26 protein-coding genes are annotated in these 25,787 nt (G+C 52.5%); 10 read left to right on the plus strand and 16 right to left on the minus strand.

Annotated features, from left to right (window positions below; translation table 11 throughout):
* Nucleotides 1-14 precede the first annotated feature (14 nt).
* From V4U88_RS24540 to V4U88_RS24555, 4 genes are all read right to left on the minus strand, one after another.
* Nucleotides 15-1,580, minus strand: a complete 1,566-nt coding sequence (locus V4U88_RS24540) for a PH domain-containing protein (RefSeq protein WP_334075830.1) — start codon at nucleotides 1,578-1,580, stop codon at nucleotides 15-17.
* Nucleotides 1,577-2,074: a PH domain-containing protein gene (locus V4U88_RS24545; RefSeq protein WP_334077767.1), complete on the minus strand. Its 498-nt coding sequence runs from the start codon at nucleotides 2,072-2,074 to the stop codon at nucleotides 1,577-1,579. The genes V4U88_RS24540 and V4U88_RS24545 overlap by 4 nt, the downstream gene beginning before the upstream one ends.
* Nucleotides 2,075-2,206: 132 nt before the next feature.
* Nucleotides 2,207-2,752, minus strand: a complete 546-nt coding sequence (locus V4U88_RS24550; protein ID WP_334075832.1) for a DUF1697 domain-containing protein — start codon at nucleotides 2,750-2,752, stop codon at nucleotides 2,207-2,209.
* A gap of 102 nt (nucleotides 2,753-2,854) precedes the next feature.
* Entirely contained in the window at nucleotides 2,855-4,012 is a 1,158-nt protein-coding gene (locus V4U88_RS24555; RefSeq protein WP_416367276.1) for an MFS transporter, read from the minus strand.
* Nucleotides 4,013-4,220: 208 nt separating this feature from the next.
* Between V4U88_RS24555 and V4U88_RS24560 the strand changes: the two genes are divergently transcribed.
* The 4 genes from V4U88_RS24560 (at nucleotide 4,221) to V4U88_RS24575 (ending at nucleotide 7,069) form a co-directional block, all read left to right on the plus strand.
* Complete coding sequence (locus V4U88_RS24560) at nucleotides 4,221-4,811, plus strand: TetR/AcrR family transcriptional regulator (RefSeq protein WP_334075834.1); 591 nt, start codon at nucleotides 4,221-4,223, stop codon at nucleotides 4,809-4,811.
* A gap of 183 nt (nucleotides 4,812-4,994) precedes the next feature.
* Nucleotides 4,995-5,513, plus strand: a complete 519-nt coding sequence (locus V4U88_RS24565; RefSeq protein WP_334075835.1) for a DinB family protein — start codon at nucleotides 4,995-4,997, stop codon at nucleotides 5,511-5,513.
* 61 nt (nucleotides 5,514-5,574) lie between these two features.
* A complete protein-coding gene (locus V4U88_RS24570; protein ID WP_334075836.1) occupies nucleotides 5,575-6,108 on the plus strand; it encodes a hypothetical protein in 534 nt (177 codons plus the stop codon).
* A 76-nt stretch (nucleotides 6,109-6,184) separates the two neighbouring features.
* Nucleotides 6,185-7,069 (plus strand): MerR family transcriptional regulator, encoded by an 885-nt coding sequence (locus tag V4U88_RS24575; protein ID WP_334075837.1) that lies wholly within the window; start codon nucleotides 6,185-6,187, stop codon nucleotides 7,067-7,069.
* Between the two features lie 14 nt (nucleotides 7,070-7,083).
* Here V4U88_RS24575 and V4U88_RS24580 read toward each other — a convergent pair whose 3' ends face one another.
* The 5 genes from V4U88_RS24580 to V4U88_RS24600 all read right to left on the minus strand — a co-directional run bounded on the left by V4U88_RS24580 (nucleotide 7,084) and on the right by V4U88_RS24600 (nucleotide 12,391).
* Nucleotides 7,084-8,184, minus strand: a complete 1,101-nt coding sequence (locus tag V4U88_RS24580; protein ID WP_334075838.1) for a C45 family peptidase — start codon at nucleotides 8,182-8,184, stop codon at nucleotides 7,084-7,086.
* 201 nt (nucleotides 8,185-8,385) lie between these two features.
* Nucleotides 8,386-9,237, minus strand: a complete 852-nt coding sequence (locus V4U88_RS24585; RefSeq protein WP_334075839.1) for a MerR family transcriptional regulator — start codon at nucleotides 9,235-9,237, stop codon at nucleotides 8,386-8,388.
* A 68-nt stretch (nucleotides 9,238-9,305) separates the two neighbouring features.
* A complete protein-coding gene (locus tag V4U88_RS24590) occupies nucleotides 9,306-10,199 on the minus strand; it encodes a pentapeptide repeat-containing protein (protein WP_334075840.1) in 894 nt (297 codons plus the stop codon).
* Nucleotides 10,200-10,688: 489 nt separating this feature from the next.
* A complete protein-coding gene (locus V4U88_RS24595) occupies nucleotides 10,689-10,832 on the minus strand; it encodes an RNA polymerase sigma factor (RefSeq protein WP_334075841.1) in 144 nt (47 codons plus the stop codon).
* 497 nt (nucleotides 10,833-11,329) lie between these two features.
* A complete protein-coding gene (locus V4U88_RS24600) occupies nucleotides 11,330-12,391 on the minus strand; it encodes a DUF1963 domain-containing protein (RefSeq protein WP_334075842.1) in 1,062 nt (353 codons plus the stop codon).
* A gap of 174 nt (nucleotides 12,392-12,565) precedes the next feature.
* Here V4U88_RS24600 and V4U88_RS24605 point away from each other — a divergent pair, with 174 nt between their 5' ends.
* The gene (locus tag V4U88_RS24605) at nucleotides 12,566-13,135 is read left to right on the plus strand and encodes a thymidine kinase (protein WP_334075843.1); all 570 of its coding nucleotides are present in this window, start codon (nucleotides 12,566-12,568) and stop codon (nucleotides 13,133-13,135) included.
* A 112-nt stretch (nucleotides 13,136-13,247) separates the two neighbouring features.
* Here the strand turns inward: V4U88_RS24605 and V4U88_RS24610 are convergent, their stop codons facing one another.
* The 5 genes from V4U88_RS24610 to V4U88_RS24630 form a co-directional block, all read right to left on the minus strand.
* Complete coding sequence (locus V4U88_RS24610) at nucleotides 13,248-14,057, minus strand: hypothetical protein (protein WP_334075844.1); 810 nt, start codon at nucleotides 14,055-14,057, stop codon at nucleotides 13,248-13,250.
* 415 nt (nucleotides 14,058-14,472) lie between these two features.
* Nucleotides 14,473-15,768, minus strand: coding sequence for a cytochrome P450 (locus V4U88_RS24615; RefSeq protein ID WP_334075845.1), 1,296 nt, complete (start codon nucleotides 15,766-15,768; stop codon nucleotides 14,473-14,475).
* Nucleotides 15,769-15,886: 118 nt separating this feature from the next.
* A complete protein-coding gene (locus V4U88_RS24620) occupies nucleotides 15,887-16,594 on the minus strand; it encodes a hypothetical protein (protein WP_334075846.1) in 708 nt (235 codons plus the stop codon).
* Nucleotides 16,591-17,049 carry a flavodoxin gene (locus tag V4U88_RS24625; RefSeq protein ID WP_334075847.1) on the minus strand — a complete coding sequence of 153 codons (459 nt, stop codon included), beginning with the start codon at nucleotides 17,047-17,049 and terminating at the stop codon, nucleotides 16,591-16,593. The genes V4U88_RS24620 and V4U88_RS24625 overlap by 4 nt, the downstream gene beginning before the upstream one ends.
* Nucleotides 17,050-17,237: 188 nt before the next feature.
* Complete coding sequence (locus tag V4U88_RS24630) at nucleotides 17,238-18,647, minus strand: deoxyguanosinetriphosphate triphosphohydrolase family protein (RefSeq protein WP_334075848.1); 1,410 nt, start codon at nucleotides 18,645-18,647, stop codon at nucleotides 17,238-17,240.
* A gap of 511 nt (nucleotides 18,648-19,158) precedes the next feature.
* Here V4U88_RS24630 and V4U88_RS24635 point away from each other — a divergent pair.
* The gene (locus V4U88_RS24635) at nucleotides 19,159-20,352 is read left to right on the plus strand and encodes a VanZ family protein (RefSeq protein ID WP_334075849.1); all 1,194 of its coding nucleotides are present in this window, start codon (nucleotides 19,159-19,161) and stop codon (nucleotides 20,350-20,352) included.
* Nucleotides 20,353-20,540: 188 nt separating this feature from the next.
* Here V4U88_RS24635 and V4U88_RS24640 read toward each other — a convergent pair whose 3' ends face one another.
* Both V4U88_RS24640 and V4U88_RS24645 read right to left on the minus strand, forming a co-directional pair.
* On the minus strand, nucleotides 20,541-21,332 hold the full coding sequence (locus V4U88_RS24640) for an exodeoxyribonuclease III (protein ID WP_334075850.1): 792 nt from the start codon (nucleotides 21,330-21,332) through the stop codon (nucleotides 20,541-20,543).
* A gap of 155 nt (nucleotides 21,333-21,487) precedes the next feature.
* Complete coding sequence (locus V4U88_RS24645; RefSeq protein ID WP_334075851.1) at nucleotides 21,488-21,814, minus strand: antibiotic biosynthesis monooxygenase; 327 nt, start codon at nucleotides 21,812-21,814, stop codon at nucleotides 21,488-21,490.
* 210 nt (nucleotides 21,815-22,024) lie between these two features.
* Here V4U88_RS24645 and V4U88_RS24650 point away from each other — a divergent pair, with 210 nt between their 5' ends.
* The 4 genes from V4U88_RS24650 (at nucleotide 22,025) to V4U88_RS24665 (ending at nucleotide 25,522) form a co-directional block, all read left to right on the plus strand.
* Nucleotides 22,025-22,354 (plus strand): ArsR/SmtB family transcription factor, encoded by a 330-nt coding sequence (locus tag V4U88_RS24650; RefSeq protein WP_334075852.1) that lies wholly within the window; start codon nucleotides 22,025-22,027, stop codon nucleotides 22,352-22,354.
* A gap of 44 nt (nucleotides 22,355-22,398) precedes the next feature.
* Nucleotides 22,399-24,210 carry a SulP family inorganic anion transporter gene (locus tag V4U88_RS24655; protein WP_334075853.1) on the plus strand — a complete coding sequence of 604 codons (1,812 nt, stop codon included), beginning with the start codon at nucleotides 22,399-22,401 and terminating at the stop codon, nucleotides 24,208-24,210.
* Between the two features lie 160 nt (nucleotides 24,211-24,370).
* A complete protein-coding gene (locus tag V4U88_RS24660; RefSeq protein WP_334075854.1) occupies nucleotides 24,371-24,961 on the plus strand; it encodes a TetR/AcrR family transcriptional regulator in 591 nt (196 codons plus the stop codon).
* Between the two features lie 18 nt (nucleotides 24,962-24,979).
* Complete coding sequence (locus V4U88_RS24665; RefSeq protein ID WP_334075855.1) at nucleotides 24,980-25,522, plus strand: HXXEE domain-containing protein; 543 nt, start codon at nucleotides 24,980-24,982, stop codon at nucleotides 25,520-25,522.
* The last annotated feature ends 265 nt before the right edge of the window (nucleotides 25,523-25,787 follow it).

Below are 25,787 nucleotides of genomic sequence, written 5' to 3' on the forward strand. Positions count from 1 at the left end.
GTAAAACCGACGGCCTAAACCGAGTCCTCCTGAATTCGGACCTCCCTCGTCCTCTCCGCATACCACGCGTAAAACGACTGCCCCCAATCGGCGGGAACGTCGGAAAGCTTCTGGTGGAGGACCGGGCGGGCCCGGTTTACAAGATGGACGGACGCCAGCCCCAGCCAGCGCTGCAGGACATTCCGCGTCACCTTGACCTCGATCATTTTTTCCCTTTTGCTGATAAACAGCCGGGAAGTTAGCCCCCCGGTCCGAAACTGCAGAAAGTGACCATGAATCGCATAAGCGGTATTCCAATGATTCAGTAAACTCCATACCAGCGTCCAGATGAACAGTCCCGCCGTAATCATCCACCAATCCACAAAAGACATCCACCCGGGAACCGGCGGAGAATAGCAAAGCAGAACCAGCGTAGCCGCAGCCCAAAACCAGCCGTATTTGAACATACTTGTTCCCCAGGAGCGGCGGGGTAGAGGGCTCATCTCGGGGGAGATCTCATAAGCAGGCAGCATTTCCGCTATCAGACAGTAGGCCCGCTGCACCGGCAGGAAGGGATACAGCGAGTTCACTTCCCGCTCCTCATCCCCCGCTCCGCCGGCCGTAATCAGCCGTACCTCCGCCAAGCTAAGCAGGCGTTTCATCAGGGATTGGGTGATTTCCACCCCCTGGACCTTCTCCTTCGCGATTGAGAACACTGTCGTCTCAACCATTCCCTTGGCGATATAAATCCGCTCCTCGTCCGAGGAAATTTCAAATTTACCGTATTTGTAAAAAGTCACGGCGATCCCTAAAGCGACGGAAACGCCGGACAACAATACGATTACCGCAGCCGCCAGCCACCAGGAACTCATCAGCATGGCGAGCAGGCCCTGAGCCGTGTCTTCAAGATCGATAAAATCCTCGGCCTTGGAGTAAAGCGAAAAAAGCACCGGAATCAGAACAAGAAAGCTTAGCGAAGTGAATGAAGCTTTGATCAAGTCCTTCCGCGTCGGACTGAAGTGCAGCATCCGTTCGGGTTTCGGAGTCCGCGGCCCTTCCGGGGAACGTGTGGAATCCGGGGATGCCGTCCGCGCCGCGGCTTCCGCGGCCACCTGTTCTTCTCTCCCGTCCGCTGCGTCTGAATCTTCCTCCGGCCGAGCCAAACCGGCGACCCGCTTCTCCAAGCGGTCCGCTTCCGCATAAGAGATGACGCGAAATTCCACGGCCGCGTCATCTCCCTCCATCCCGGTTTCAAACCGGATGGCCGTCACCTTGAAAATCCGGTGAAACAGCGTCGTATGGCGGTTAGTATTTTGAATTTTGGCGAACGGAATGACCTTTTTCGATTTGACGAAGACCCCTGACTCTAAACGGAATGAAGTATCATCGAGCTGATACCGGCGGGTCAGCCAACTCCAACCGATGGACAATAAGCCGATACCGGCGGCGGCGAACAGAGCGAGCCTCCCGTATTTCACCCAGGCCGTGTCCGAGCCCGCCTTGAGCACAAACAAGAAGAAAAAGAAATAGACCGTATTCTTCCCCAGGTTCCAGATTCCGAGCAGCATAACCAAAGGATGATAACGTTTGGCCCGGCTCATTCGTCCACCTCTTTCAGCTTGGCATAACGGGCGATTTGATTTCTTAACGCTTTGGCCACATCATGGTCCAGCATGGGAATCGTATGGGAGGAGCCCATCGTTTTGACCGTAACCGAGCAGACGCCGTACCTTCTATGCAGCGGGCCCTGCTTGGTCGCTACCGATTGAATTTTGGTCATGGGAACCAGCTCATTCGTTACCGTAAAAGCCCCGTATTTTAACTGCAAAAATTGTTCCGATACCTCATAACGCCATCTTGCGTACAGAAGGAATGGGTGGATAAATACGGACCACAGTGTGAGCAGCACCGCCAGAACCGCGGAGCCTATCAGAATCCATCCCACCCAGAACACCCAGGAAAAACGGGCATCCAGATAGAACAGTACCCCGAGCACCAGGAAAGCGATAACGCTCCCGATTATCTCGTTTATGATCCATATTTTCACCGCATGTTGGGATAATCGATTAAGAGGCTCCCTGATTTTATTGGGCAAAATAACCCCTCCTTTCCAACCGAATCTAGTAGACACGGCCGATTCGGGGCGGATCGCTATCGCGTCCACCTGAACCGGCCGTGACATTTTCAGAGGGCAGGAAGATTCGTTGTGATGCTGCCTCTGCCTTAGTTAATGCCCTGCAGCTTTCATCAGCTCATAGATTTTACGGGTCGTATTGACGTTTCTTACTGTAACCTTAGAGTAGAGCTTCGTCCCGATCAGTTTCTGCATCCCGCTCTTGGTTACGTGCTCCCGGTCCACCGACCAAAGAATCGCTCCAGGCACATAGAGCACCCGGTCGATCTCCGGTTTGATCACCAACTGCTCCAACGAGCTCTCATGATCCACCTCATCCCAGAGAAACAGCACATCGCTTTTCATCGCAGGACCGTTGGTCCAGTCGGGCGGAAGCGCCTCCGTGATGCGGGAGAATTGCTCGAAACTGCGAACCACCACTTTAATCTGCAGGCCGAAATCCGTCTGAATCTTCGCTTCCAATATGGCCGCAAGCTCAGTGTTCAATTGCATCTCCGAGTTAAATATGATATTTCCCGTATTAATATAGGTCACGACATCCTTCATCCCGACCCGTTCGAAAGTCGCCTTCAATTGCTTCATATCGATCTTGTTGTTTCCTCCGACATTAATTCCGCGAAGCAGGGCAATATAAATCACCGATTTCCTCCTCTCAAAATCTATTATTAAAATCATATTTGAATGGCCGGCTTTTGTATATATATAAGTTGAATGGCGAACACTTCGCTTCTCGGCGAAGCGTCAGGACGTTTTCCGGGTTCCGGCCCAGAACAGGATCGCCGCCGTGCTGATTCCTCCTCCCAATATGCAGACGCCGAGCCATCCCGCCCGGGAATAAACCAAAGTCGAGGCTACCGCCCCCGCGGCGCTGCCCAAAGAATAGAAAATCATATACCCCGCGGTCAACCGGCTTCTCGCTTCCGGAAGCACGCTTAAAATCATGGTTTGATTCGTGACGTGAACCGCCTGAACCGCATAATCCAACATAATGACTCCCAGAACAAAAATCCATAATGACTTCTGCATCAACCCGATCGGCACCCAGGAGAGGGCTAGAAGCAGCAGCGCCCAGCCGGTCGTTCTTTGCCCCAGCCCCTTGTCCGCAAGCCGTCCGGCACTTCTGGCCGCCAATGCGCCCGCAGCCCCGGCAAGCCCGAATAAACCGATCGCGGTATGGCTTAGCGAAAAAGGCGGGGAACTGAGCGGCAAGACCATCGAGGACCATAAAGTGCCGAAGGCCGCAAAGATAAAAAAGGCCAGCATCGCGCGGACCCGCAGCAGAGGAATGCGGAACAAATCTTTCATCGAGCCCAGTAATTTCAAATAGGAAATGGGGGCGGGACGTCTGGTAGCGGCTGGAGTGACGATTACAAAGAAACAGGCCAGGATCACGGAAATGGCGGCGGAAACGATATATACCATCCGCCAGCCGGACAAGTCCGCCAACGTGCCCGAAAACGTCCGGGCCAGCAGAATTCCGATGACGATGCCGCTCGTAACGAGACCGATCGCCTTGCCGCGGTCGGCGGGTAAAGATCTCGCCGCAGCCAGCGCAACAAGAACTTGCGCAACGACCGCCAGAAAGCCGACCATCCCCATGCCGAGAAACAGCACAACGGCACTCGGCGCGAACGCCACCAGGCTTAAAGCCACAGACGACAGCAGCAGCATCCAGGTGACGAGCCGCCGCGGCTCAAGCCTATCTCCCAGCGGAACGAGAAGAAACAACCCCAGCGCATAACACAACTGGGTCGCCGTGATCACCGTCCCGATCACGGCTTTGCTGATGTCAAATTCAATCGCTATTACATCGAGCAGCGGCTGGGAAAAGTAAACGGCGGCCACCGCGGTGCCGCACAGGAAGGCATAGAGCACAGCAGCGGCTCTGGAGAGGTGCATCGAATACTCGGAAGTTCCCGGATTGGAATCGGGCTGAAGTATGGGTTTGGACAAACAAAACAACCTCCTTTTTTGTACCAATCGGTATTTAATTTTTCGTTAATATTAACTGCTTTCTTTCGTTAATGTCAACCGGAATTGACGAAACCGGATTTAAACCCTATGATTATTTTATACTGATCGGTAACGTGCATAAGGAGGAAGTACCATGGCCAGAATTCGCGAATTCGACGAACAAAGGGCTTTGACCGAGGCGATGCATCTTTTTTGGGAGAAGGGGTATGAAGCCACCAGCTTAAGCGACCTGACCGCCCGGATGGGGATCCGAAAGCCTAGTCTTTACGCGGCCTACGGTGATAAATCGTCCCTATTCGAAGCGGCGCTCCGCAAGTACAATCACCTGCACGCCCAGCAGATCCGTGAACAGCTAAAAGAAGAAACCTCCGTGAAAGAAGCTTTTCGGAAACTTTTTCGGGAGGGGGCGTTTCCGGGGTCCGATCAAGGGCGGAACGGTTGTTTTTGCATCAATACGATGGTGGAACTGGCTCCCCACGAGGCGAGGTTTGAAATATTGACCCGTGAGCATCAACAATATCTGGCGGCGATTTTTGAAGAAACGCTTGCGCGCGGAGTCGCTTCCGGAGAGCTCAGCGAACCCCTGGATAAACGGGCCGTCGCGCAGACTCTCGTTGCCTCTTTTATCGGAATTACAGTTCTGAAGAAATCAAATCCGGATCCGGCATGGATCGAAAGCTGCATCGTTACGGCGTTAATGCTGCTTCCTGACTCTATACGGTGAGAAAAAATAAATATAAACAAAGTTCCCCCTCTTCGCCACCTATTGGATGGTAATATAGGGATATCCTACAAAACGGAGGCGTTCACAATGAAAACGATAGCGAGCCACGGGCAAATGAATAAGGGGACCCACGTATAATTGCCCTTAACCTGCGCGATTCCCTTGAGAAAAGGGGAGAGCATTTTGAACCGATATGCGTTGCAGCAATTTGAATACCACGCATGGGCAAACCGGAAGGTTTGCGAGCATTTAGAGGGATTGACGGAAGAAGTTTACCGCAAAGAAGTTCAAAGCGTATTTCCGACGATCTACGATACGATGGTCCATATCTACGTTATTGACCGCGGGTGGCTCGAATTTTTTGAGTCCAGCGGGGTCACGGATACTTCGCCCGAATATTATGAACAGTTGAAAAATAAGGTGGATGCCATTGTCGCGGAAACCCGGGGAAAGCGCATTGAAGAGCTAAGCCTGATGCAGGATGAACTGGCCGGACAATTCAGGAAGTTCATCGAAGGCCACGAGAACTTGGAAGCTTATTTCCCGTCCGGCGGTTTTCAGGCTCGCGGCGTGGACTTCCTCCAGCACATGGTGAACCATGGGACTTATCACCGCGGCAATATCACCGCGATGCTTAGACAATTGGGGTATCCGGGAACGCCGACCGACTACGGTTATTATCTGTATATTTTGAGCCAATGAGCGGAAACGGCCCGGAATGAGAATTCCGGGCCGTTCCTAATCCAACGTAAAGAGGGAACTTATGTTGAACAGCCGCAATAAAAAATACATACTCGTCATGGCTTCATTTCTTATGGGCGTCCTGATCCTTATGAGTATTCCCTTTCTGAGGGATCAATGGCAAATGCGGACCCTAAAATCGACCGCTCTGACGGATTTGTCCATCATGAATATAAGGCCGGGTCAAACTGCGGGCTCTGTTGATTTCTCTCAGTTTAAGCCATCGCCTGACTTTGAAGACCGAACCCAACACGGTCTGCAATACAAATACTTTGAAGACTTCATGGTCGCCTTGGATTCACGCGGAACGATTGTGAAGCTGCAAACCTTGTCCGATAAGGGTCTCCGAAGCTTTGGGGACGGGACGACCACCGATATGGCGCAAGTGGAGAAGCGCTGGGGAACCGATTTTGTCGTGCGCGGTTATGACCGTGAGCAAGGGCTGACCGCGAGGATTTATGATGATAAGCAAAACCGGCTAAAAGCGGAGTTTGTGTATCCCGAAAACGGAGAACTCGACGGTAAGCTCGTTTTTTTGATACTGGAAAAATACTAACCCCGCTGGGCCCCCGAACTTTCTATTGACTGTTCCCTTGGGGACGGGTTTAAACTCACACCCGAGGTGATGCTACATGCTGATTCACGAGGCCGCAAAAATCAGCGGCTTGACCAAGAAGGCCATCGCTTACTACGAGCGGCAAGGGCTGATTGCCGTTCACTATAATTCCAACGGTTACAGGGACTTTAGAGCGGAGGATATACGGACGCTTAAAGAAATCTCTGTGCTGCGAAAGCTCGGGCTTAACGTCCAGGATATTAAGCATGTCCTAAGCAGCGGAGACAAGCAGCGTGCGCTGCGGGATTGTTTGCTGACAAAGGAAAGACAGCTGCGACAGGACCAGGCCCGGCTTGACGCGTTGCGCGGTGTACTGGAGCGGCATCCGGACGATTTGGGCGCAACCTTGGATGACATTGAGCGGAGACTCGACGAAATGCTTCCCGTTAAGGAGAAGCTGCTGCAGGCTTTTCCCGGCAAATTCGGCGAATATCTGTACGTTCACTTTGAAAAATACCTGGGAGAACCCCTGGATAGCCCGCAAAAAATAGAAGCTTATCACCGGATCATCGACTTTCTCGACCGAACCGGCGAACTGGAGCTTTCCGAGGAGGCGGAGCAGATTCTGAGCAATTCGTTCGAGGCATTAAGCAGGGTGGATTTTAAAAAGATCCATGATGATCTCGAAGATGCCCTTTTGGATGTGCCACAGTATTTGTCGGCCCGCCGGGATTCCATCTCCGCCTGGCTGGAGTACCGGGAATCCGCGGCATTTAAAGCGAGTCCGGCCTACCGTTTGCAGCAATCGTTAAGGGAATTCCAAAGCCGGAGCGGATATCACGACATCTTTATACCCAACCTGAAAATATTAAGCAGCTCCTATCGGGAATATCATCGGAAACTGGAGGCGGCGAACGCCTACTTTTTAAGTGAATTTAATCCAAAAACGCCCCCGGAATAAGCCGGGGGCCGATTCTATTCCTCCATCGCCCAGAATTCGGGTCCGTATTCCCGATCGGGCACCCGGACACTTAACTCCTTGAAAGGGAACCTTTCTCCTACTTTTAAACTATATGTTTCATTTTCCAAGGGCGAGCCAAAAGAAAACTCCAATTGCCCGGCATGAAGATCAAACAATACCGAATGAACGGTTCCAAAATTCTGTTTATAGTTATGGACGGTGATCCCCTCGGGATACTCCCGTAACGTTAAGTCCCTTAGTTCCTGTTTGGATACCGACAAACTTCTTCCGAGCGTGCTATGGATGAGGTCGTAACGGACCTTGGACTGCCGGAGCACTCCTCTCTCTTCAATTCCCGGCAGTACGGCGTGATTCGTAGCACTGATATAACCCGCCTCCCGGCTGGCCCTTGCGATGGCCATCTTGCCATCATAAGTCTCCACGACGGCGGCCTCCCCTTTAATATCCGCCAAAAGCAGGTTCATATTTGCCCCGATCGGCATATCCTTCAAGCAGAAAATGCCTTCTTCGACATTTTTACAATTTTCGAGCAACGCTCTCACGATCACCATAAATTGCAAACCGGCTGAAACCGGCTTTTTCATGCCCGGATGCATCCCGACCGGAATGCCGCAGGAGGCGAAGGCAACGGACAAGCCTTTTTCATTCAACCCATCGCTGCGACCGAAACAAGAAACCGAGAACCCGCTGTGGCTGTATTTTCCCGTGATCTTCGTCGAGCACAGCCGCATATCGGAAATTTCCGGAGACAAGTCGTAGTTTCTGAGAACATAAGTTTTGCGATCGCTGGCCTTGGAAGGCAAAACCGCCGCCAAACTGCATCCGCCGGGCTTCAAATAAGCTTCATCAAAAAACTTCAGAGCCCTAATCTCCACGTTTAACGAGTCTGCAAACCCTTGAATTTCTTCGCTAAGTCCCGGAGCGTACGCATCCATTACTTTTGCCAGTTCCTTGTAGCGCGTTTGCCCCATGGGATTGGACGAAATCCATGCTTCCTTTGCCCAAACCATCGACTTTACCTCTTCACCTTGTTCTTGGCCAACTGCGTAACTATCACCTTCCAGGTAAGAAAAATAGGCCGGAATAACTCTCATTTCTACGGTCTCCCCTCTCTTTGCAAAAGCCCCCGTACCGCTTCAAACACCGTATCCGAGCGCCTTTTGGCTTTACATAAAAAAGAATAAACCCTCCAGCAACTGGAGAGTTTACCCCCTTTCGATTTTCGAGAGGATCATTTTTTCGCATAATAGCGGCTGCACAGCCGTTAGACTTCCGACGGACGCGGTACCAGCCACTCAACTAAGAGGTACAGAGACTGCGGCGCACAGTTTAGTCATAAACTCGGAGGGATGAAGACTGAGATCGGGACGAATCTCTTTCCCGTTGTATTCGGACGGAACCAGCCCTTGTTCATAGATTTCCATAAATTCGCCAACCCGGGTGAAACTTCGTTCTTCGATCCATCGGCACAACTTTTCGTATCCCGCGCCCAGTTCGGAATAAGGCCCCCGGATGTCTATGCAGGCGTAGGTTCCCTGCGGCAACATCTTGCAGCCGCTGATCCGAGGCTTATCCTCAACGGGCATTAGCAGCTCGACATCCGCTGCCCCCTGATCCAAACCTCTCGCATGGAAAATCGCCATCATTTTACCGGCAACGGTTAAGTTGAACGCGTAAAGCCGGTCAAATAAATCCTTGACCAGATGATCGATCAAGGCCGGCTTGATCTTGTTCCGGATCGTATATACCCGGATGGCTTTACGTTCCTCCAGGTAACATTCGGACATCGGAGGACCCGGGAGCAGGCAGGCCTCCTGCGTCACTTGTCCGTTTAACCGGTGAAGTTCTTCCATTTGTTCATCCAGTTGTTTTCTCCGAAACTCAAGCTCGCGAAGCTTCTCCTCAAATAAGCGGCTCCACTGCTCTTGATCCTGGTTTTCCATAAACTTCCTAATGCTGGCCAGAGAAAATTCGCAGCTTTTGAGCAGCACAATTTTTTTAACGGTTTGTATTTTGTCATAATCGTAATACCGGTAATTCGTGACAGGGTCGATGATAGAGGGTTCAAGCAGCCCGATGTCGCTGTAATAGCGCAGTGTTTTAACCGGAACGTTACAGATTTCCGCAAACTTTCCTATTGAGTACATCGTAAAAGCCTTCCTTTCAGAGATCGCTGTTCGGAGTAACCCCCGCGCGGCGACTGACGACGTTCCTATTATTTAGAAGGCCCGCCCGACGCCAGCCAATGGAAAGGGCGGGAAATCCCGCCGGGAAGCTTCGTCCCCGCGTCGCCTTTGGCCGCATTCACCTGGAATTGGGTGAGAAAAAGACTTTCCCTCAAGTCGGCTCCCCGGATATCCGCATCGCGCAGATCCGCACCGATCAGATCCGCCACCCGCAGATTCGCTCCCCGCAAGTCGGCCGCGATCAAGTAGGCGCCGCGCAAATTGGCGTACCTGAGATCGGCTCCCTTTAAATTCGCGCCGATCAGATCCGCGCCCCGGCCCGCTTTTTTGTGGGGCTTCCAGGGACCCTTATGGCGGCGAATAGCCTCGTTTCGCACCAGCTCGCTCGTCTGCAGCAGCAGCGCGTTGACTTCCGCGCGATGGGCCGCCACGTCCAGCTTGATCAGCGCTTCCGGGTCAAGCTCCGTCAGCCGCTTCGTCTCCTCCAGCGCGGAGGTGAGCTCCCGGTGAATCGACAGCGTCTCCTGCCGTTCCAGCGCTTCCGTCAAATACCACAGCAGCTCATGCAGCTGGCGCATCACCGGAAACACCTCATACATCCGCCCGGCCGTTTCCGGTGCCTGCCGCCAGTCCCGTCCGCCGTAGGTCACCTGCGAGACCTGCTGGCCGGCACCGAAGCAATCGTACACCGTACAGCCGCGGAACCCCCGCTCGCGAAGCGTGCTGTGAATACCGCAGCGGAAGTCCTCCTTCAGGTTGGCGCAGGGCTGCCCGGCCTGCTTGTCGACGGCAAAATCGACGGAAGCCGCAAAGGGCAGCGCCACACAGCACAGCCCAAAGCAGCTTTCGCAATCCGCCTGCAAACGGAAACGGCTTTCGCCGGAAAATGAAGACGTTTGGGTTTTTGTTGATTTTTCAGACATTCATTTGTTCCTTCTTCCTGGACCTTAATCCTCTGATAACCTAGCCTAAATTTTATCGCAGCCCCGGAGAGATGAACAGAGAAAGTTTGCGGAAATCGCGGGTTGCTACTGAAACCAGGCTTCCACCTAAGGGCTGGCCGCCGGAAGGTCCATTCCTTTTTTCCAAACGAGAATGCGGTTCTTTCCCTCACCATAATAAAAAGCCCGAATTTCATGGTTCCCGCCGTATTTCGCTTGATAAATCTTATTTTCGACATCGATAACTTCATAGTAAGACTAAACACTTCCTTGTACGGCTCCTTTAGCCGATGCAGCGCTCTATGAATCCGCAGAGTTTCATCTTTGTTCAACAAGACGTCCTCCAGGTTCTCACGGGTAGACGAGAGGCCGGTGCAAAGCTCCGGCAAAAAACGCTTTTGTTTCTCAAGGTGGGAAAAATAAGTATGCTTGGCGATTTGGCAGAGCCACACGCTGAGCTTGCAGTTGCCTTTAAAGCCGTCGATCCCCCTTAAGCGCTTTAAAAAACGTTTCCTGGGTAATTTCCTCGGACAGTTCCTCATTCCGGCTTAGTGAATATACAAACCGGTACACCTCGCGAAAACACTGGCGATAGATCTCTTCAAAGTCAGCCACTTGTTCACATCCTCACGACAATTAGACCGGCCAAACCGCAATTCGTTACAATTTTTTTCACTATATAAGTTGATTTAGAGAATTGACGCTAGTAAAAGTGAAATGGTTTCGGAAAACGTTGCCAACATCCACAATTGTAGATATAAAGCGTCACCTTCGACGCCGGCGTCTACACACTAACGGGAAAACCTCCCGTTAATTCACTGCACTTGGCCCTGAAGCCGGATTTAGCTGGAAAAGCTCCATCTATTTCCTGGCCCAATGGCCGATATCCACAATTTTGAGCGGATTAGCGGGATGTTTTCCAGCTAAATAGCCTCTGTGGCCGCATAGGCACCGAATTAACGGGAAGAATTCCCTTTAATTTGAACCAAACCATGAGCTGTAGGCCAAGAGTGTGAAAAGCCCCCCTCCCCCGCTGTCCAATAGGCAAATCAATAGTTCAAATAGTTCAACCTATATAACTAAAAAAGAGAGCCGGCATCTTGCCCCCTCATTTAACTTTGTTGGAATAGCGTAGCTGTCAGCTTGTCTTTTTCGCATAAAAACATATACAGGATTCCTTCGCCGTACTCCTCCAGTTCACTCCAATCCAGTTGAGCGATAAAGTGCATGCTCTCGCCGCAGCAAGGGCAAGCCGGATACTCCGCATCCTGAATCCAACTCGGATGCCCGCCAATTTGGGAATTCGTCTGGGTCAAGCCCCAAACCGCCGTATGAAAGATGAGACGCGGCTTGGCTTCCAACTCAAGCAATGGCCCGAAGTTCAGATATTCTTCACCGTAATCTCCCAAATCGATCTCCGGCATATATCCCGGCTTTTCATTGTACTCGCTCCAGCTTGCGACTCCCCGATCATCCGACTTCATAAAAATAGTGCTGTAGCAGCCACACCTCATACAGGTTTTAAAATGCAACCGTTCCTGCCGCAAGGACCAACCCGAGAGCGACGGATGGTGGGCATCTACGTCCATAAGAGTCGTCAGCTTACCGCCGCACCAAGGGCAGTTTTCACGATCCGGCAGCAAAAACTTGCCGGGTTCCCCGCTATCGAGCACTGCCGCGGACGGTTCCTTCCTCCTTAGGATGGCATAGGCGGGGCTTCGGATCAGATCCACACGCGTCCCGTCTTGGCCGAGCTCCCATCCGGCCGCATATGTATATTGTTCCGGAGGAACAGGCAGCTCTTCCGCCCAGGAAGGGGGATTTTTCCTCCACTCTTGAAACCGGGTTACCACTACCGTATCACCAATCCAGCTTAAAGCCGGCAGCAGGAAGTCGAAATTTTCAACGTCCCATTCCAGCTGTTGAAGCAATCGATCCCGCACCTCCGGTCCGGCATCTTTAAACAGGATCCCGGGATAATACATCCCATGCTCTATAAGTTTGGGCAGAGAGCGCGAAATATTATATTCTCTGTAACAGACCAGGGAAGATAATAGTTCCCTACACATCTCCTCATCTCCGGAGACCAATTGTTCCAGCGCCTCATCAAGTATTTTGTCCGCTTCCGCTTCCGTTAAAGATACAAATAACTCCTCATTTCTTACATCTGTCATCGGCTTACCTTCCTTTAATTTTCTTTTGCAATCTGTATTCCATTATAATCCAATCCCTGGAAATAAGCTTTAGGGGCAAGGCGGAAATTTGCAATTCGGGACCAACGCCCTGCTTGATTTATGATAGAATGGTCATGCTATATCGAAATGATCTAAAGAGAGGAACGTCCCACATTGGCACAATTGTTTTACAAATATGGAGCGATGAACAGCGGCAAATCGATCGAAATTTTGAAGGTGGCCCACAATTACGAGGAACAGAACAAACCGGTCCTTATTTTTACGTCAGCGTTGGATAACCGCGATGAAGTGGGTTACGTCTCTTCCCGCATCGGATTGCGCAGGGAAGCGATCCCAATCGATGAGGAGACGGATATTTTCGGCATCGTCCAAAATCATACCCCCAAGCTCTATTGCGTGCTGATCGATGAATGCCAATTTTTAAGCGAAGGCAGCATCCGGCAATTGGTGCGCATCGTCGATGAGCTGGACATCCCGGTCATGGCGTTCGGACTGAAGAACGACTTTCAGAACCACCTTTTTGAGGGAAGCCGGCAACTGCTCATATATGCGGATAAAATCGAGGAAATGAAGACGATCTGCTGGTTCTGCGCGCGGAAAGCCACCATGAACCTGCGGGTGGAAAACGGCAAGCCCGTCTACACCGGCGAGCAAATCCAAATCGGAGGCAACGAATCGTATTATCCGGTATGCCGGAAATGCCATGCGAACCCTCCGCTGTAGCTAAACTGCCTCTTCTGCCGGGCAGGCACTCAGATAAAGGGAGGCAATCCCCGTTATACGGATTACCCTTTTGGGCAGCTTGTCCTCCCAAAAATGCGTGCCTGCCGGGTGGTTATAAATAGAAGCCAATATCTGTTTTGCGCTTATGATTTAAACTATATAAAGCGTATATTGAGCTGTAATCCGTCCCAAACGCGAGCGACGGTGTTGTCAGAAGTTCTACTAACGGAGGTGAAAAGGGAAGCTTCATCCCCCGTAATGCACCAAAATCGCGGCTCGTCTCCATACTATGTTTCAAACCGGCTTCTTCAAAGTCATCTTTTTGCTCTGACGGTCCGTCGCAGACGGTGTGATGATACCCAATTTCTCCGTTCTCCTTAATAGTGACCAATTGGGACATGCTTTCAACGGATTCCGGATCTATGGCTGCATTTAGGCGAATATCGTCATCAAAATATTTTTTAACCTTGGCTGCGATCTGTTTCGCGTATTCTGAATCCGAGTTCATTTTCTCTTGAACCGCCGGATGTATGATCACAACGTGGGCACCGCTCGGTATTTTTTCAAGATCTTGCTGCACCCAGGGTTCATAGCCTGAGGCCAGACGAGTTTTGGGCTTCCATGAGCTTAGTTCATTGATCGTATTTTCATCGACGGTGTCCTTAAATAGCTTAGACGTCGGAAAGTCCAGTCTCTCCCAGTATTTAAACCGGGATGCATCCAAAACATGATATTTCAGATCAGGATAGATTTCTTTTAAACTATGCTCAGCGCTAACGAATGTACTTTTGTTATTTGCATTTTTCAAAGCGGTACCCAGTAACTCCCGAAAGTCGGGCTCAAACCTCGAATTCTCAATTGGATTATTCGAGTAGTTAAGCGCATTCAGATAATCCCTTGCCCCAACCTCGTATATATTCACTTCCCTTGCCTCCCTTATCCGATAGTCCCCTTATGTCATTAACTTCTACTCCTACCCATATGTATCGACCAAATTCCAAGATTTATGAGATAAATCCACCAAATATTTCCCAATTAAGTTAGACGACAGCCAATTCGGCTCTCACTTACGGAAGCCATAGCCGCTATTTCGACCGCTCCAGCCCAATTGGCTTTCTAACCGGACGAAATAGCTGCTATTTCGTTAAATTGAGGTCATTTTGCCGGGGATCAGCACAAATAGGTGCTATGATTTCCGTTAGCCTCGTGACTTCCGCTAGAGCCTGCAACCACCGCTAGAGTGACTTGCGCTGCACCGGGGCCCGCGATTTCCGTCAGGGCTAACGCAATAGCAGTCTGCGCCATATTGACGAAGGAGCGGCATAACATTCCGCTCCTTAGTCCCCTGCCCACTTCACCTCACTAATCACAAACCGGCTTTCCGGCATCGCCGGCATCCGGGACAGCTTAAGGTTCAAGTCCTGCTCGGGCACCGTGTAAGTGACCCGGTTCACCAGAAAGTCCAGGCTCACTCTCATCGTATCGATCGTGAGCCATTCCCCGGCGCAGCGGTGGCCGGTATAATGATCCCCACCGCCTTGGGGGATCAGATCGAACGGACCGCCTTCCCAGGAGCGGAAGCGCTCCGGCCGGAAGGTTTCGGGATCCTCCCAGAGGGCGGGGTCCCGGTTGGTTCCGTAAACGTCCAGCAGAACCATCGTTCCCTCCTTGAACTCGCAGCCCCGCCAGACAAAATCCCGGCTGACCACCGCTCCAAGCATCGGTGTGAACGGGTAAAACCTCCGGACCTCTTGAACAAACCACTGAGCGTAATCCCCGTGCCCCCGCCTGTGTCCATCCCCGTCCGCCTTCATTCTCAGCTTGTCCGCACATGCCGGGTAATCATGCAGCGCCATGGCGCTGAACATGACATACCAGCTGATCGCGACGATCGGCCGCAAAATATTGATCAGCTCCACTGCCGCCACCTTGGCGTCGAGCAGTTGGCCGTCCAAGCCGCGGTGCCAAGCCATCGCGTGTGCCGCCGTTTCCTCCGGCACCTGACGCAGGCCGTCCCGGATCTCGCCGATCAGCTCCGCGATCCGCCGTTCCGCCTTGGCGCGGGCTTGTCTTCCCCGCCGGTGCCGCAGGCCGACCGCGCCGAACGCGTCGACCATCTCGATGTATTCTTGGCCGCGCTCCTGCACCTCGTCTTCGTCCAACGGCACACCGGCCCATTCATAGGCGGAACGGCACAGCACATCCCTCGCCTCGTCGAACAAAACGACCGCTTCTCTCCCGATCCAGCGTTCCGCGGCGTCCAGCCACGCCTTCTCCGTGACCCCCTCCAACTGCTTCAGGCGCTCCGGCGTCATTAGGTCCATAAAAAGCCGCTTCCGGTGGGCATGCTCCTGGCCATCCAGCGTCTGCACACCCCCCTGGCCGAACAAGGACTTTTGTATCCGCTTCGGGATCGCGCCCTGCCTGTGAAAACGGTCGGTATCGTAAAACAGTCTGGCCGCTTCCTTTCCCCCCATGCAAATGGCCGGCTTGCCAAGCAGCCGCGTCTCAAAAATATCGCTGCCAAACGCTTTGCGCCGGTTAAAAATAAACTCATATCCCTCAGTCATCAGAGCCACACTGCTGTCCAACGTTTTTTCATGCGGTACGGACTCTCGCTCAAACTCACTCATTTTGGCCGTTCTCCCTTCATGGCATCGCTTCTTTTATATCTTTACCGCTTCCTGCCATCCGGTAATCACTGTCCCCAAAATTCTGCTCAGCCGGCAAGCTCAAGTGACCTTTGGTTCTTCACACTTCCGCAGGGGCCTGGCATTCCACTTTGCCTTCCCGCTTGTCCGCTTTCTCGGTCCCGCTTCGGGCATCCACCGTTTCCGCCAGCAACCGCACATAATCGAGCGATTTCTGCAGATCCAGCATCTCCCTTGTAAAAATATACTTTCGCTCATCCAGCAGCGCATGTACTTCAATTTCACCGGGCGGCTCGCCGTAAGCGCTGTGCCAGAACACATGGGCGGTATGGACAAACGCTTTGACAAGTTCCTCGTTATTTTCCACTAAAAATTTCTGCACCTTTACTTGATTCGGCCCGCCTCCACTTTCGCTTTTCCAAACGGCCTGGAAGATGACGGACAATTGTACGTCCAGTTCCGTCACCTGCGTCTCCCAATTCTCGTATAGCGCTAAAGGGTACTCGTAAATCATTTCCCCCGTGATCCGCGTTAATTGCGCCACGATACGGTTATATACCCGCCAATAATGAAGCGGGTCTTTAAAATCGGCCCTGCTGCGCGGCCAACGCCGATTGAGCAGCACTTGGATCGGCGTATGGACCCGAACGGCCGGATCCATGGTGAAATAATCATTGACCGCATGACCTAAGGCGTATTGTACGCGATGCTGCCAGGTTATTTTGGGCTGAGCAGCGTCACGGCTTCCCCAGTCGGTCTGCGACCTGATCCATTCATCCAATACATAATCCACGATGCGCTTCGTCATTTCCTGGAAACCGCCTCCAGGCTTTTGGCAAATTTCAAGCCGAATTCGCGGCACAGCACTTTTTCCTCGGGACTTGGCCCATACTCCACTTTCAAGCTGTCCTGAACGATCGTTGCGCCGAGCTTCCTCAGTTGCTCCGCCAACTCGTCCACGGCCCCGCAGTATAACCGGTACGTCGTATCCCCGCTCCCAAAGACGGCGGCGGTGCTTCCTTGAAGCGGGATCTCCTCCATTTCTTCCGCAAAATCCATGAATTCGTCGGGCAATTCTCCATCTCCCCAAGTGTATGTCCCAAGCAGGAAAGCATCGTATTCCGTCAAGCGGAACGCACTGCAATCCTCCACCATTTTCAAATCGGCTGTCGCTCCGGCTTCACGAATCCCTTCGGCGATCAGTTCGGCCATCTCCTCCGTATTGCCGGTCAAACTGGCATAGACAATGATAATCTTGCTCATACTCCTCATCCCCTTATGGTGAGTAATTTAATATCCGAAGTATAGTTGATAATGATTATCATTGTCAATTGTGAATGGTTGCGAAACACCCTTTTTCTCAGTCCGGTGCCTTACGTTCCCACACAACAAAACCCGCCCATCGTCGCGGCAGACTTGAGCGGGTTTCATTTTCATACTGTACGCTTTTTTCAGTCCATATCGTAAATCGTTCCGACCTTTAGCCCGTACAGCTCGTTGTAGATCTTCTCGGCATAGGCATCCGTCATCCCGGCGATATAGTCGATGATCATATGTTCCCAGGTCCAGATCGGATCTCTCCGCTGCTGGTCCCGGTCGAATCTGCGCAGCCAGTCCCCGGGAATGATCGACTTCGAGGTGACCGGATCGACAAAGGCGTCCCACAGCCTCTTGATAATCCAGGCGCTGCGCTTCTGGAGCCGCTGAACCCGCAGGTCCCGGATCATGGTGACCCACGCGAAGCTCTTCAGAACGCTGACGGTCCGCAGCATATCTTCGTCTTCACGCCCTTCTTTTACAAACGTGACCTTTTTCCAGTTCCCGTCTTCGACAACACCAAGGCTCCCTACAAAAAGACTGACCCAGTAAGCTTTCACTTCACGGCGGGTCCGCGAGTAATCGTGGTCGCAGATCGGCATTTTGGCATTCCATACGTTGAGAAAAGAAGAGAGAACCTCCTCCACCTTGACCTGAATCAGCGCAGGTGCCCATCCCTTCCAGAAGAAGTCGTCCAACGTCAAAATTTTCTCGACAATCAGCCGCTGAATATGCGAATCGAACAAAAAATGCTCATGGACTTCGATCTTTCCGGCTTTGATGCCGTCTTCGAGATCATGCGCGGAATAGGCGATATCGTCGCACAGATCCATCAATTGGGCCTCGAACGTCTTCTTCCCGGCCGGCATTCCCCACAGGTCCCGGATATGGGAAATATACTGCCACTCGTGCCGGTAAAGTCCCTTTACGTTTTCCGTTCCGGGAAATGGATACTTGTTCGTGCCGAGCAGGACGGCGTCGGACAAGTTCAGCCCGTCTATATTTTCCCGCTTCTCCAGGAACATCATCAAGCGGAAATTGTGGGCATTGCCTTCAAAATGCTCATACTTATGCCGCATCTCCCGCCGGATCGTCTCCTCTTCCCCCGGTGCCGCATTGCGTTCCTTCATCGCCTCCCGGACCTTCTCGCCGATAAGGTTATTCAGAATGTGCTGCAGCACTTCTTCCCCTTTATGCCCGAATGGCGGGTGGCCGAAATCATGGGAGATTGCGGCGCATTCCACAACCTCGGGATCGATGATCAGGCCCGGATGCTCCGCCGTCTCCGCCGCCAGGGCCGGATAGGCCCGCAGCAGGCTGCGTGCCGCCTCCCTGGCGATTTGCGCGACCTCCAGCGAATGGGTCAGCCGCGTCCGGTAATAATCGCCGGTCCCCGCGCCAAAAACCTGCGATTTTCCCTGAAGCCGCCGAAAGGTCGGCGAGTGGATCAGCCGGGAATAGTCCCGCTCGAACGTCGCGCGATTCGTTTCATGCCCGATATTATCGGGATACTGCCGGTGTTCTCTCAATTCCTGAATATTCATGTTGCCGCACTCCTTTTCTCTATATAAGCTGCATCAGGCCAGATGCGGAATTTAACGGGACAACCTCCCGTTAAATTCGCCGCTCTTGGCCTTTGAATTCAATTAACTGGAAAAACACCATCTATTATACGCCCCAACCTCAGAACCACGCCATTTCTGGCCGTATAGCGGGACTTTTTCCAGGTAATTCGCCCCAGCCACCGCGTAAGCAGCAAATTACCGGGAAGCATTCCCGTTAATTTGAGCCAAAGAGTTCCCTGTTGGAAGGAGCCCCCTGCTTTATGCTATTGTAGCCGCCAATGGTTCTTACCGTCTACTTGATCGCCATCTTTGTCTTTTGCCGATATCGTCTCGGAAGGCTATACCGCCGGGGCTTCCCCGGAACGAGCTCAAGCTTTGGCTTAATAAGCCAAAGTTTTTTATATTTAAACTAAACTTAAACCAGGTTGCATTCGTCGTATGATAAGATAATACAATCGAGAATTTGATGATACCGGAGGTTCTTTTTATAATGATCCAATCCTACTTGTTCCCCATATCTTATGCCTTTATGGCGTTTCCTTTCGCGGCGCTGCTGTTTACGCTGCCTTTCCTTGTGGTCCAATACCGCCGGCACGGATATATCAACAAAGTCCGCGCGTTCGTTTTATATCTATTTCTGCTGTATTTGATGAACGCGGTCTTTCTCGTTATGCTGCCGTTTCCGTCGACCCGCCACAATCCTTCGCTTGCCGGAGGGGCCGTCCAAGGGATTCCCTTTAATTTTATCCAGGACATTCTAAAAGAAACGACGGTCGTCAAAGGGGAGCCCTCCACCTATTGGCGGCTGATCAAAGAGCGGGCTTTCCTTCAGGTCGTGTTTAACGTGTTCCTGACCATTCCGTTCGGGATGTTTATCCGCTACTATTTTCGTTCCGGAGCCTTCCGGTGTTTAATACTGTCCTTTCTGCTGTCCCTATTCATTGAAATTACACAGCTCACCGGGATTTACGGCGTGTTCGATCATGCTTACCGGGTGTTTGATATCGACGATCTGATGACCAACACGCTGGGCGGGATGATCGGTTTTCTCGCCGCGGAATGGCTGTCCGGGCTTCTCCCCCGAATCGAACACTTGGACAAAAACATCGACCTGTCCACCAAAAGAGTCTCCTACACCCGGCGCGGGCTGGCGTGGATGTTTGATATTTTTCTCTGCGTCCTCCTCACGACCGTTTGCTACCAGTTGGGAATCCCGGGCCCCTATTTCGTGGCGACGGGGCTGTATTTCATGCTGCTGCCTTATTTGACCGGCGGCTGCACGTTCGGCAAATGGCTGGTGCGGATCCGGTTGACGGCCACGGTGCCGAAACCCGGCCAAAACGCGGAGGAATCGGGCATCCTGGCGGCATTGCAACATTTCCGGACCAAGGAGAACGATTCCGAATCCGTTTCGCTGGTTGCCCTCATAGTCCGCTACGGTTTGCTTTACTGGGTGATTATCGGGCTGAATTATACGGTCGTCCTTGCTCCGGGATCGTGGGGCGGATTGTTGAGATGGGTCGTGGCCATGTTCGTCCCGATCCTGGACGGGTGGTTTTTTATCCATTTCGTCAAGCATTTGCTCAAGAAAGACTCCACACTGTTCTATGAAAAAATAAGCGGCACACACCATCGCATCCTGTTCAAGCAACCTGCGGCCGAATCGGACGCCTCCCAAAGTTAACAAGGCGAAACGAAACGCCCCTTCCCAAAAGGAAGCGGGCGTTTCTTGTCCTGCAGATATGTACGGATATTAAAAAACGTTATCGAGATTAAAGGGCGTTCCCGGTTCAAAGTTTTGTTAGTCTTTTGCATCGACCGTTCAATAAACCCCATCAATTCACCCCCTTAAGTTCAATTTATATAGCTATCTTAGACCTTGTTAATATTAACCATATGGGAAAAAGACTCGGGCGTCGTTTCCAGGATCACCGGGCAATGATCGCTTCCCATGATATGGCAATCGATCCGTGCATCCGCAAGATAGGGCGCTAGCCGGGCGGAAGCCAAAAAATAATCGATCCGCCATCCGACGTTCCGCTCCCGCACTTTGGGCATGTACGACCACCAGCTGTAGACGTTTTCCCGGTCGGGATAAAAATGTCTGAATGTATCGATAAAGCCGGATTCCAACAGCTGCGTCATCTTGCCGCGCTCTTCGGGCGTGAATCCGGAATTGCCCTCGTTCGACTTCGGATTCTTCAAATCGATTTCCCGATGGGCTACGTTCAGATCGCCGCAGACGATCACCGGCTTGCGTCCATCCAATTTCACTAGAAAGTTGCGAAAGCGGTCCTCCCATTCGAGCCGGTAATCCAGCCGCGTCAAGTCGCGCTTGGCGTTCGGCGTGTAGACATTGACCAGGAAAAATTCAGCATATTCCAAAATGACCAGTCTGCCTTCAGGTTCTTCATTCTCTTCCATCCCGTAGCGCACCGACAGCGGCTGGATTCTGCTGTATACGGCGGTGCCGGAGTAGCCTTTCTTCTCCGCATAATTCCAATACTGCTTGTATTCTTCCCCAAGCTCCAGCGAGATTTGGCCTTCCTGCAGCTTGGTTTCCTGAACACAAAAAATATCCGCGTCCGCCTCCTTAAAGTAATCGTAGAAACCTTTATTCACACAGGCTCTCAGCCCGTTGACGTTCCATGAAACCAGCTTCATTTCTCTCTCCCTGCCGGGGGGCTGGCGCCTGGCCGTACACCCCTGTTTTTTATAAAATTGTACCCTTTGTCCAAAAAAAACGTCAATCAACAAAAAAGCCGCCTCATGGCGGCAAAATGAATGAGGCCGGATTATTCGGCCCTAAAGGTTAGAGTTTAGCGGGAAGCCTTTCCCCGTTTCACGACTTCGGCATCGTACATTTTGACCTCCGTGCCGAGGACGAACGCCGGCGGCTGCTTACCGCGGTTTTCCTTGTGCCCTTGGATATGGGCATCGCTCTTCTCCCAGTTCTTCCAGGCCTCCTGCGATTCCCAGCGGATCACCACAACCACTTCTTCTTCCTCTTTGCTCTTGGTATTCACCATCACGCTGACATCGATTAATCCGTCCATTTCATGGAGCGGGCTCGGTTCGCTGAACCGGGCGACCACTTTATCGCTGTGGCCCTTTTCGATTCGCATCGTTCTCGTCATGACAAACAAGGATAACGCCTCCTTAAAATTACAAACACATCACTCTGCTAGTTTAATTGATAATAATTATCAATGTCAATTGATGGCGAGTTTGTTAGTACTTCTCCTATGAGCAGCATCACATTTTTTAAAACCGGCCCATGATACAATGTTGGCATTGTTCTCAATATTCAAATTTTTGAATATACGAAAATATAGACAAAGGAGGGGCTTCAATCGATGGACGTGAGCTTGCAGCAGTTTAAAGCCGAATTTTTCAAAGCGCTGGCCCATCCGATGCGTATTCGTATATTGGAGGTTCTATGCGAGGGGGAACGGAATGTCAATGAACTACAGACGATACTCGGTTCCGAAGGCTCGGCCGTATCCCAGCAGTTGTCCGTGCTCCGGGCCAAGAATCTGGTCAACACGGTAAAAGAAGGCACAACAGTCGTATACTCCCTCCGCGATCCTTTGATCAAGGATTTGTTGGCGGTGGCCCGGCAGATTTTTGACAACCATTTGGTGGAATCCATCTCCTTACTGGAAGGCATTCGTAAAGAAAAGTAAAATTATCCGACTTAAAAACAACATGCGGAAAAGAAGGGTTAGGAATGAAGTGGACAGGACGGTTTAGCGGGTATCAGGCAAGGGATTTGCGCCAGGATCTGATCTCGGGCTGTATTGTGGGGATTGTGGCGATCCCGCTCGGCATGGCGTTCGCTATCGCTTCGGGGGTCAAACCGGAGTATGGACTATATACAACGATCGTGGCCGGCATTCTCATCTCGCTGCTGGGGGGATCTAGGTTCCAGATCGGTGGACCGACCGGGGCATTCATTCCCATTCTGCTGGCGATCGTGCTTCAGTACGGTTACGAGAACCTGCTGATTGCCGGATTTCTTGCGGGAGTTATACTGCTGCTGATGGGCTTGTTCCGGCTGGGGGCCTTGATCAAGTTTATTCCCCGCCCCGTGACGATCGGCTTTACCGCAGGCATCGCCGTCACGATCTTTAGCGGGCAAATCGCCGGTTTTTTGGGGCTTGAAGGCGTCGAGCGGCACGAATACTTCCATGAAAGTATGCTCGAAATCGCCCGCCGGCTGTCTACCCTGAATATCTTCAGCGTGCTGACGGGCTGTATCTGTCTGGCCGCTTTAATTCTGACGCCGAAGGTCCTGCCGAAAGTGCCCGGATCGCTGGTCGGCATCATCGTGTCCACGCTGGCCGCGGCCTGGCTCTTTCCGGGGAAGGTGGCGACGATCGGCTCCGCCTATGGCACGATTCCCGGCGGCCTGCCCCGCCTCCATTCACTCGACCTGTCGTGGGATCATATCGGCAGTATGCTGCAGCCGGCCCTGATCATCGCGATGCTCGGCAGCATCGAATCTCTGCTCTCGGCCGTGGTTGCCGACGGAATGACGGGAACCCGGCATAACAGCAACCGGGAGCTGATCGGTCAAGGCATCGCGAACATCGTCACCCCGTTCTTCGGCGGCATTCCGGCCACCGGGGCGATCGCGCGGACGGCCACGAATATCCGAAACGGAGCGGTGTCGCCTTTTTCCGGCATCATCCACGGGGTGGTCGTGCTGCTGATCGTGGCGGTATTCGCGCCGTATGCTTCGAATATCCCGCTGGCCGCCATGGCGCCGATTCTCATGATGGTCGCCTGGAACATGAGCGAACGCAAATCGTTCGCCAAGCTGCTCCGGACGCGGACAAGCGACTCCGTCATTCTGCTGGTTACCTTTTTGCTGACCGTGTTCACCACCCTCACCACGGCCGTGGAAATCGGGCTCGTCCTTGCCGTGCTGCTCTTCATCAAGCGGATGAGCGATATGCTCACCGTCGATAAGGTGCTGCCGGATCCCGCCTCCAGCAAAAAGAAAGTGAGCGCACATACCGTTACCGAGGATCATGATTGCCCTCAGGTCTCTATCTTTACGGTGAACGGCCCACTGTTTTTCGGAGCCTCCCAAACCTTTGCCGATTTCGGTGTCCGGCTGGAGCGCCGGGAGCTTCGGGCCGTGATCTTCCGCATGAGCCAGGTGCCCCTGATGGACACGACGGGGGAAGCGAATTTTGCCTCGCTCGTGAAACGTCTGCAGACGGCAGGGGTGAGCGTCGTCGTTACCGGCTTGCGCCACCAGCCGCGCCGGTTGCTTCAAAAGACCGGTGCGCTGGAACTCATCGGCGAGGGGAATTTCTTTGAGCATACCGGCGAGGCGATAGAATATGTGCTGGGGCTGTTAAACAAGGACAAATGCCAAGGATGCCGGCACTTCGCCTTCAGCGAATGCGCGGGATTTTGCGGCCTGGCCGAGGTCCCAGCCACCATAACGGCTAAGGCTGCGGCGACGGCGACGGCGACGGCGGCGGAACCAGCATTTCAACAGCAAAGGCCCAAGCCCTCGCTACGTTAGACTGGCGCTCTCAAAACGAGCATTTAACCGGGCTCCTTCCGAACCCGCCGATCCGGCTTGGGAACGGAAGGAGCTTTACCTTTTTCGTCCATTCGTTTATATTAATTTATAACTGATTAGTTAGTTATAATAAAAATATGAATGATCGGAGGCCGGAGAAATGCTTACCTCTAAAGGAGAAGCGAGTAAGAACAAGCTGCTGGCGGCGGCGGAGCAGCTTTTTGCCGACAAGGGCTATCACGCCGCGACCGTGAGTCAAATCGTTAAAACGGCCGGGCTCACTCAGGCCTCTTTTTACCAATACTTTAAGAGCAAGGATGAGATCCTGCAGGAGCTGCTTGGCAAATTTGAAGAACAGCTCCAACCGTTTACCGATGCGGGACGCGAGGCCGGAAACAAGTCCCCCGAAGCGCTGGAGGCGTTTGTCATCCATACTTTTACTGGACTGTTCAGCCTGCTGGGGCAAAACGTCAACCTCACCCGCATTGCGCTGCTCGAGTCGGAGGGAGGGGCTTCCCTCCGGGATTCCATTGTCCGGCAAATCAGCGGCAATATGCTCCGAAATCAACAGGCGAGGATCGTCAGCCCCAAGGTGGACCCCGAGCTCGCCGCGGAGTCGGTTGTCGCCTCGGTGGAACGACTGATTTACAAATACGGGACTGCCGGAGACAAGACTGCGGCGGAAATGGGTGAACAGTTGGGACGTTTGTTCCTGAACGGCATTTTGCTTCATCCGGCGAGTCATGCTTAATATATTGGGGGGATTCCCGTGAGTTTATTGCCTTTTTTGAACGAACATATTCAACTGGTCAGCCTGTTCTGGCTATTCCCGGTGACTTTCCTGTTCCATGACTTTGAAGAACTGCTCACCGTGGAGAAATGGGCCACCCGGCATCGCGATCATCTCGACGACACTTTACCCGATTTCTTTAAAAAAATTCTCGGCTCCTCCCTCCGCATGAACACGCTCCATTTCGCCAAAGATGTATTTGCGGTCTATACGATCATCGTCGTCGCAACGGGGCTGGCCGTCTTTTTTCACGTGTACCTGCTCTTCCTAGCGGCACTCCACCTCTACTTTCTTCATGTTTTCACCCATGTCGGGCAAGCACTATATTTAAAAAAATACACCCCCGGCGTGATTACCGCCGTTTTCCCCGTGCTCCCTTATTCGCTATATGCCTATTACCGTCTGCTCTCGGAAGGTGTCGTAGGCTTGGGGGACCTGATCTGGGCCTTGATCTTGATGCTGATTATCGTTCCGGTCGCTCTGTTTCTGCTGATCAGGGGAAGAAACCGCTATGCCGGATAATCCGCCTCCGCCATAGCGGCCTTTTGGGGCGCTACTTCGGCCCGATTCGGCTTCGGGGGAAAAATAGCGGTCAAAAAGGGCCTTGCCCTGATGCGGGCCCCGAAATCAGGGTTTGCATTCAAGGCCCTGAAGCTGCATCAAACCTGACAGAGTCCTGCCTATTTTGAAACTTGTCGCCTCGGTGTGGCGAGTTGGATCCAGCGCTCCCCATTTCCCTAACCGCCGGCGCATTTTAACGCTAACGGTTGCCACAGCCGTTATTTGC

Origin of the sequence: Paenibacillus sp. A14 (assembly GCF_036864815.1) — a bacterium.
In the GTDB taxonomy this organism is placed as follows: Bacteria; Bacillota; Bacilli; order Paenibacillales; family Paenibacillaceae; genus Fontibacillus; species Fontibacillus sanfengchensis.

Coding starts and splice junctions, on each gene's coding strand:
- V4U88_RS24575 (WP_334075837.1), top strand. CDS start 6,185: ATGCTGATTCACGAGGCCGCAAAAATCAGCGGCTTGACCAAGAAGGCC.
- V4U88_RS24590 (WP_334075840.1), bottom strand. CDS start 10,199: ATGTCTGAAAAATCAACAAAAACCCAAACGTCTTCATTTTCCGGCGAA.
- V4U88_RS24560 (WP_334075834.1), top strand. CDS start 4,221: ATGGCCAGAATTCGCGAATTCGACGAACAAAGGGCTTTGACCGAGGCG.
- V4U88_RS24660 (WP_334075854.1), top strand. CDS start 24,371: ATGCTTACCTCTAAAGGAGAAGCGAGTAAGAACAAGCTGCTGGCGGCG.
- V4U88_RS24555 (WP_416367276.1), bottom strand. CDS start 4,012: ATGCACCTCTCCAGAGCCGCTGCTGTGCTCTATGCCTTCCTGTGCGGC.
- V4U88_RS24640 (WP_334075850.1), bottom strand. CDS start 21,332: ATGAAGCTGGTTTCATGGAACGTCAACGGGCTGAGAGCCTGTGTGAAT.
- V4U88_RS24600 (WP_334075842.1), bottom strand. CDS start 12,391: ATGACAGATGTAAGAAATGAGGAGTTATTTGTATCTTTAACGGAAGCG.
- V4U88_RS24620 (WP_334075846.1), bottom strand. CDS start 16,594: ATGACGAAGCGCATCGTGGATTATGTATTGGATGAATGGATCAGGTCG.
- V4U88_RS24540 (WP_334075830.1), bottom strand. CDS start 1,580: ATGAGCCGGGCCAAACGTTATCATCCTTTGGTTATGCTGCTCGGAATC.
- V4U88_RS24635 (WP_334075849.1), top strand. CDS start 19,159: ATGATCCAATCCTACTTGTTCCCCATATCTTATGCCTTTATGGCGTTT.
- V4U88_RS24615 (WP_334075845.1), bottom strand. CDS start 15,768: ATGAGTGAGTTTGAGCGAGAGTCCGTACCGCATGAAAAAACGTTGGAC.
- V4U88_RS24585 (WP_334075839.1), bottom strand. CDS start 9,237: ATGTACTCAATAGGAAAGTTTGCGGAAATCTGTAACGTTCCGGTTAAA.
- V4U88_RS24655 (WP_334075853.1), top strand. CDS start 22,399: ATGAAGTGGACAGGACGGTTTAGCGGGTATCAGGCAAGGGATTTGCGC.
- V4U88_RS24625 (WP_334075847.1), bottom strand. CDS start 17,049: ATGAGCAAGATTATCATTGTCTATGCCAGTTTGACCGGCAATACGGAG.
- V4U88_RS24570 (WP_334075836.1), top strand. CDS start 5,575: ATGTTGAACAGCCGCAATAAAAAATACATACTCGTCATGGCTTCATTT.
- V4U88_RS24630 (WP_334075848.1), bottom strand. CDS start 18,647: ATGAATATTCAGGAATTGAGAGAACACCGGCAGTATCCCGATAATATC.
- V4U88_RS24650 (WP_334075852.1), top strand. CDS start 22,025: ATGGACGTGAGCTTGCAGCAGTTTAAAGCCGAATTTTTCAAAGCGCTG.
- V4U88_RS24580 (WP_334075838.1), bottom strand. CDS start 8,184: ATGAGAGTTATTCCGGCCTATTTTTCTTACCTGGAAGGTGATAGTTAC.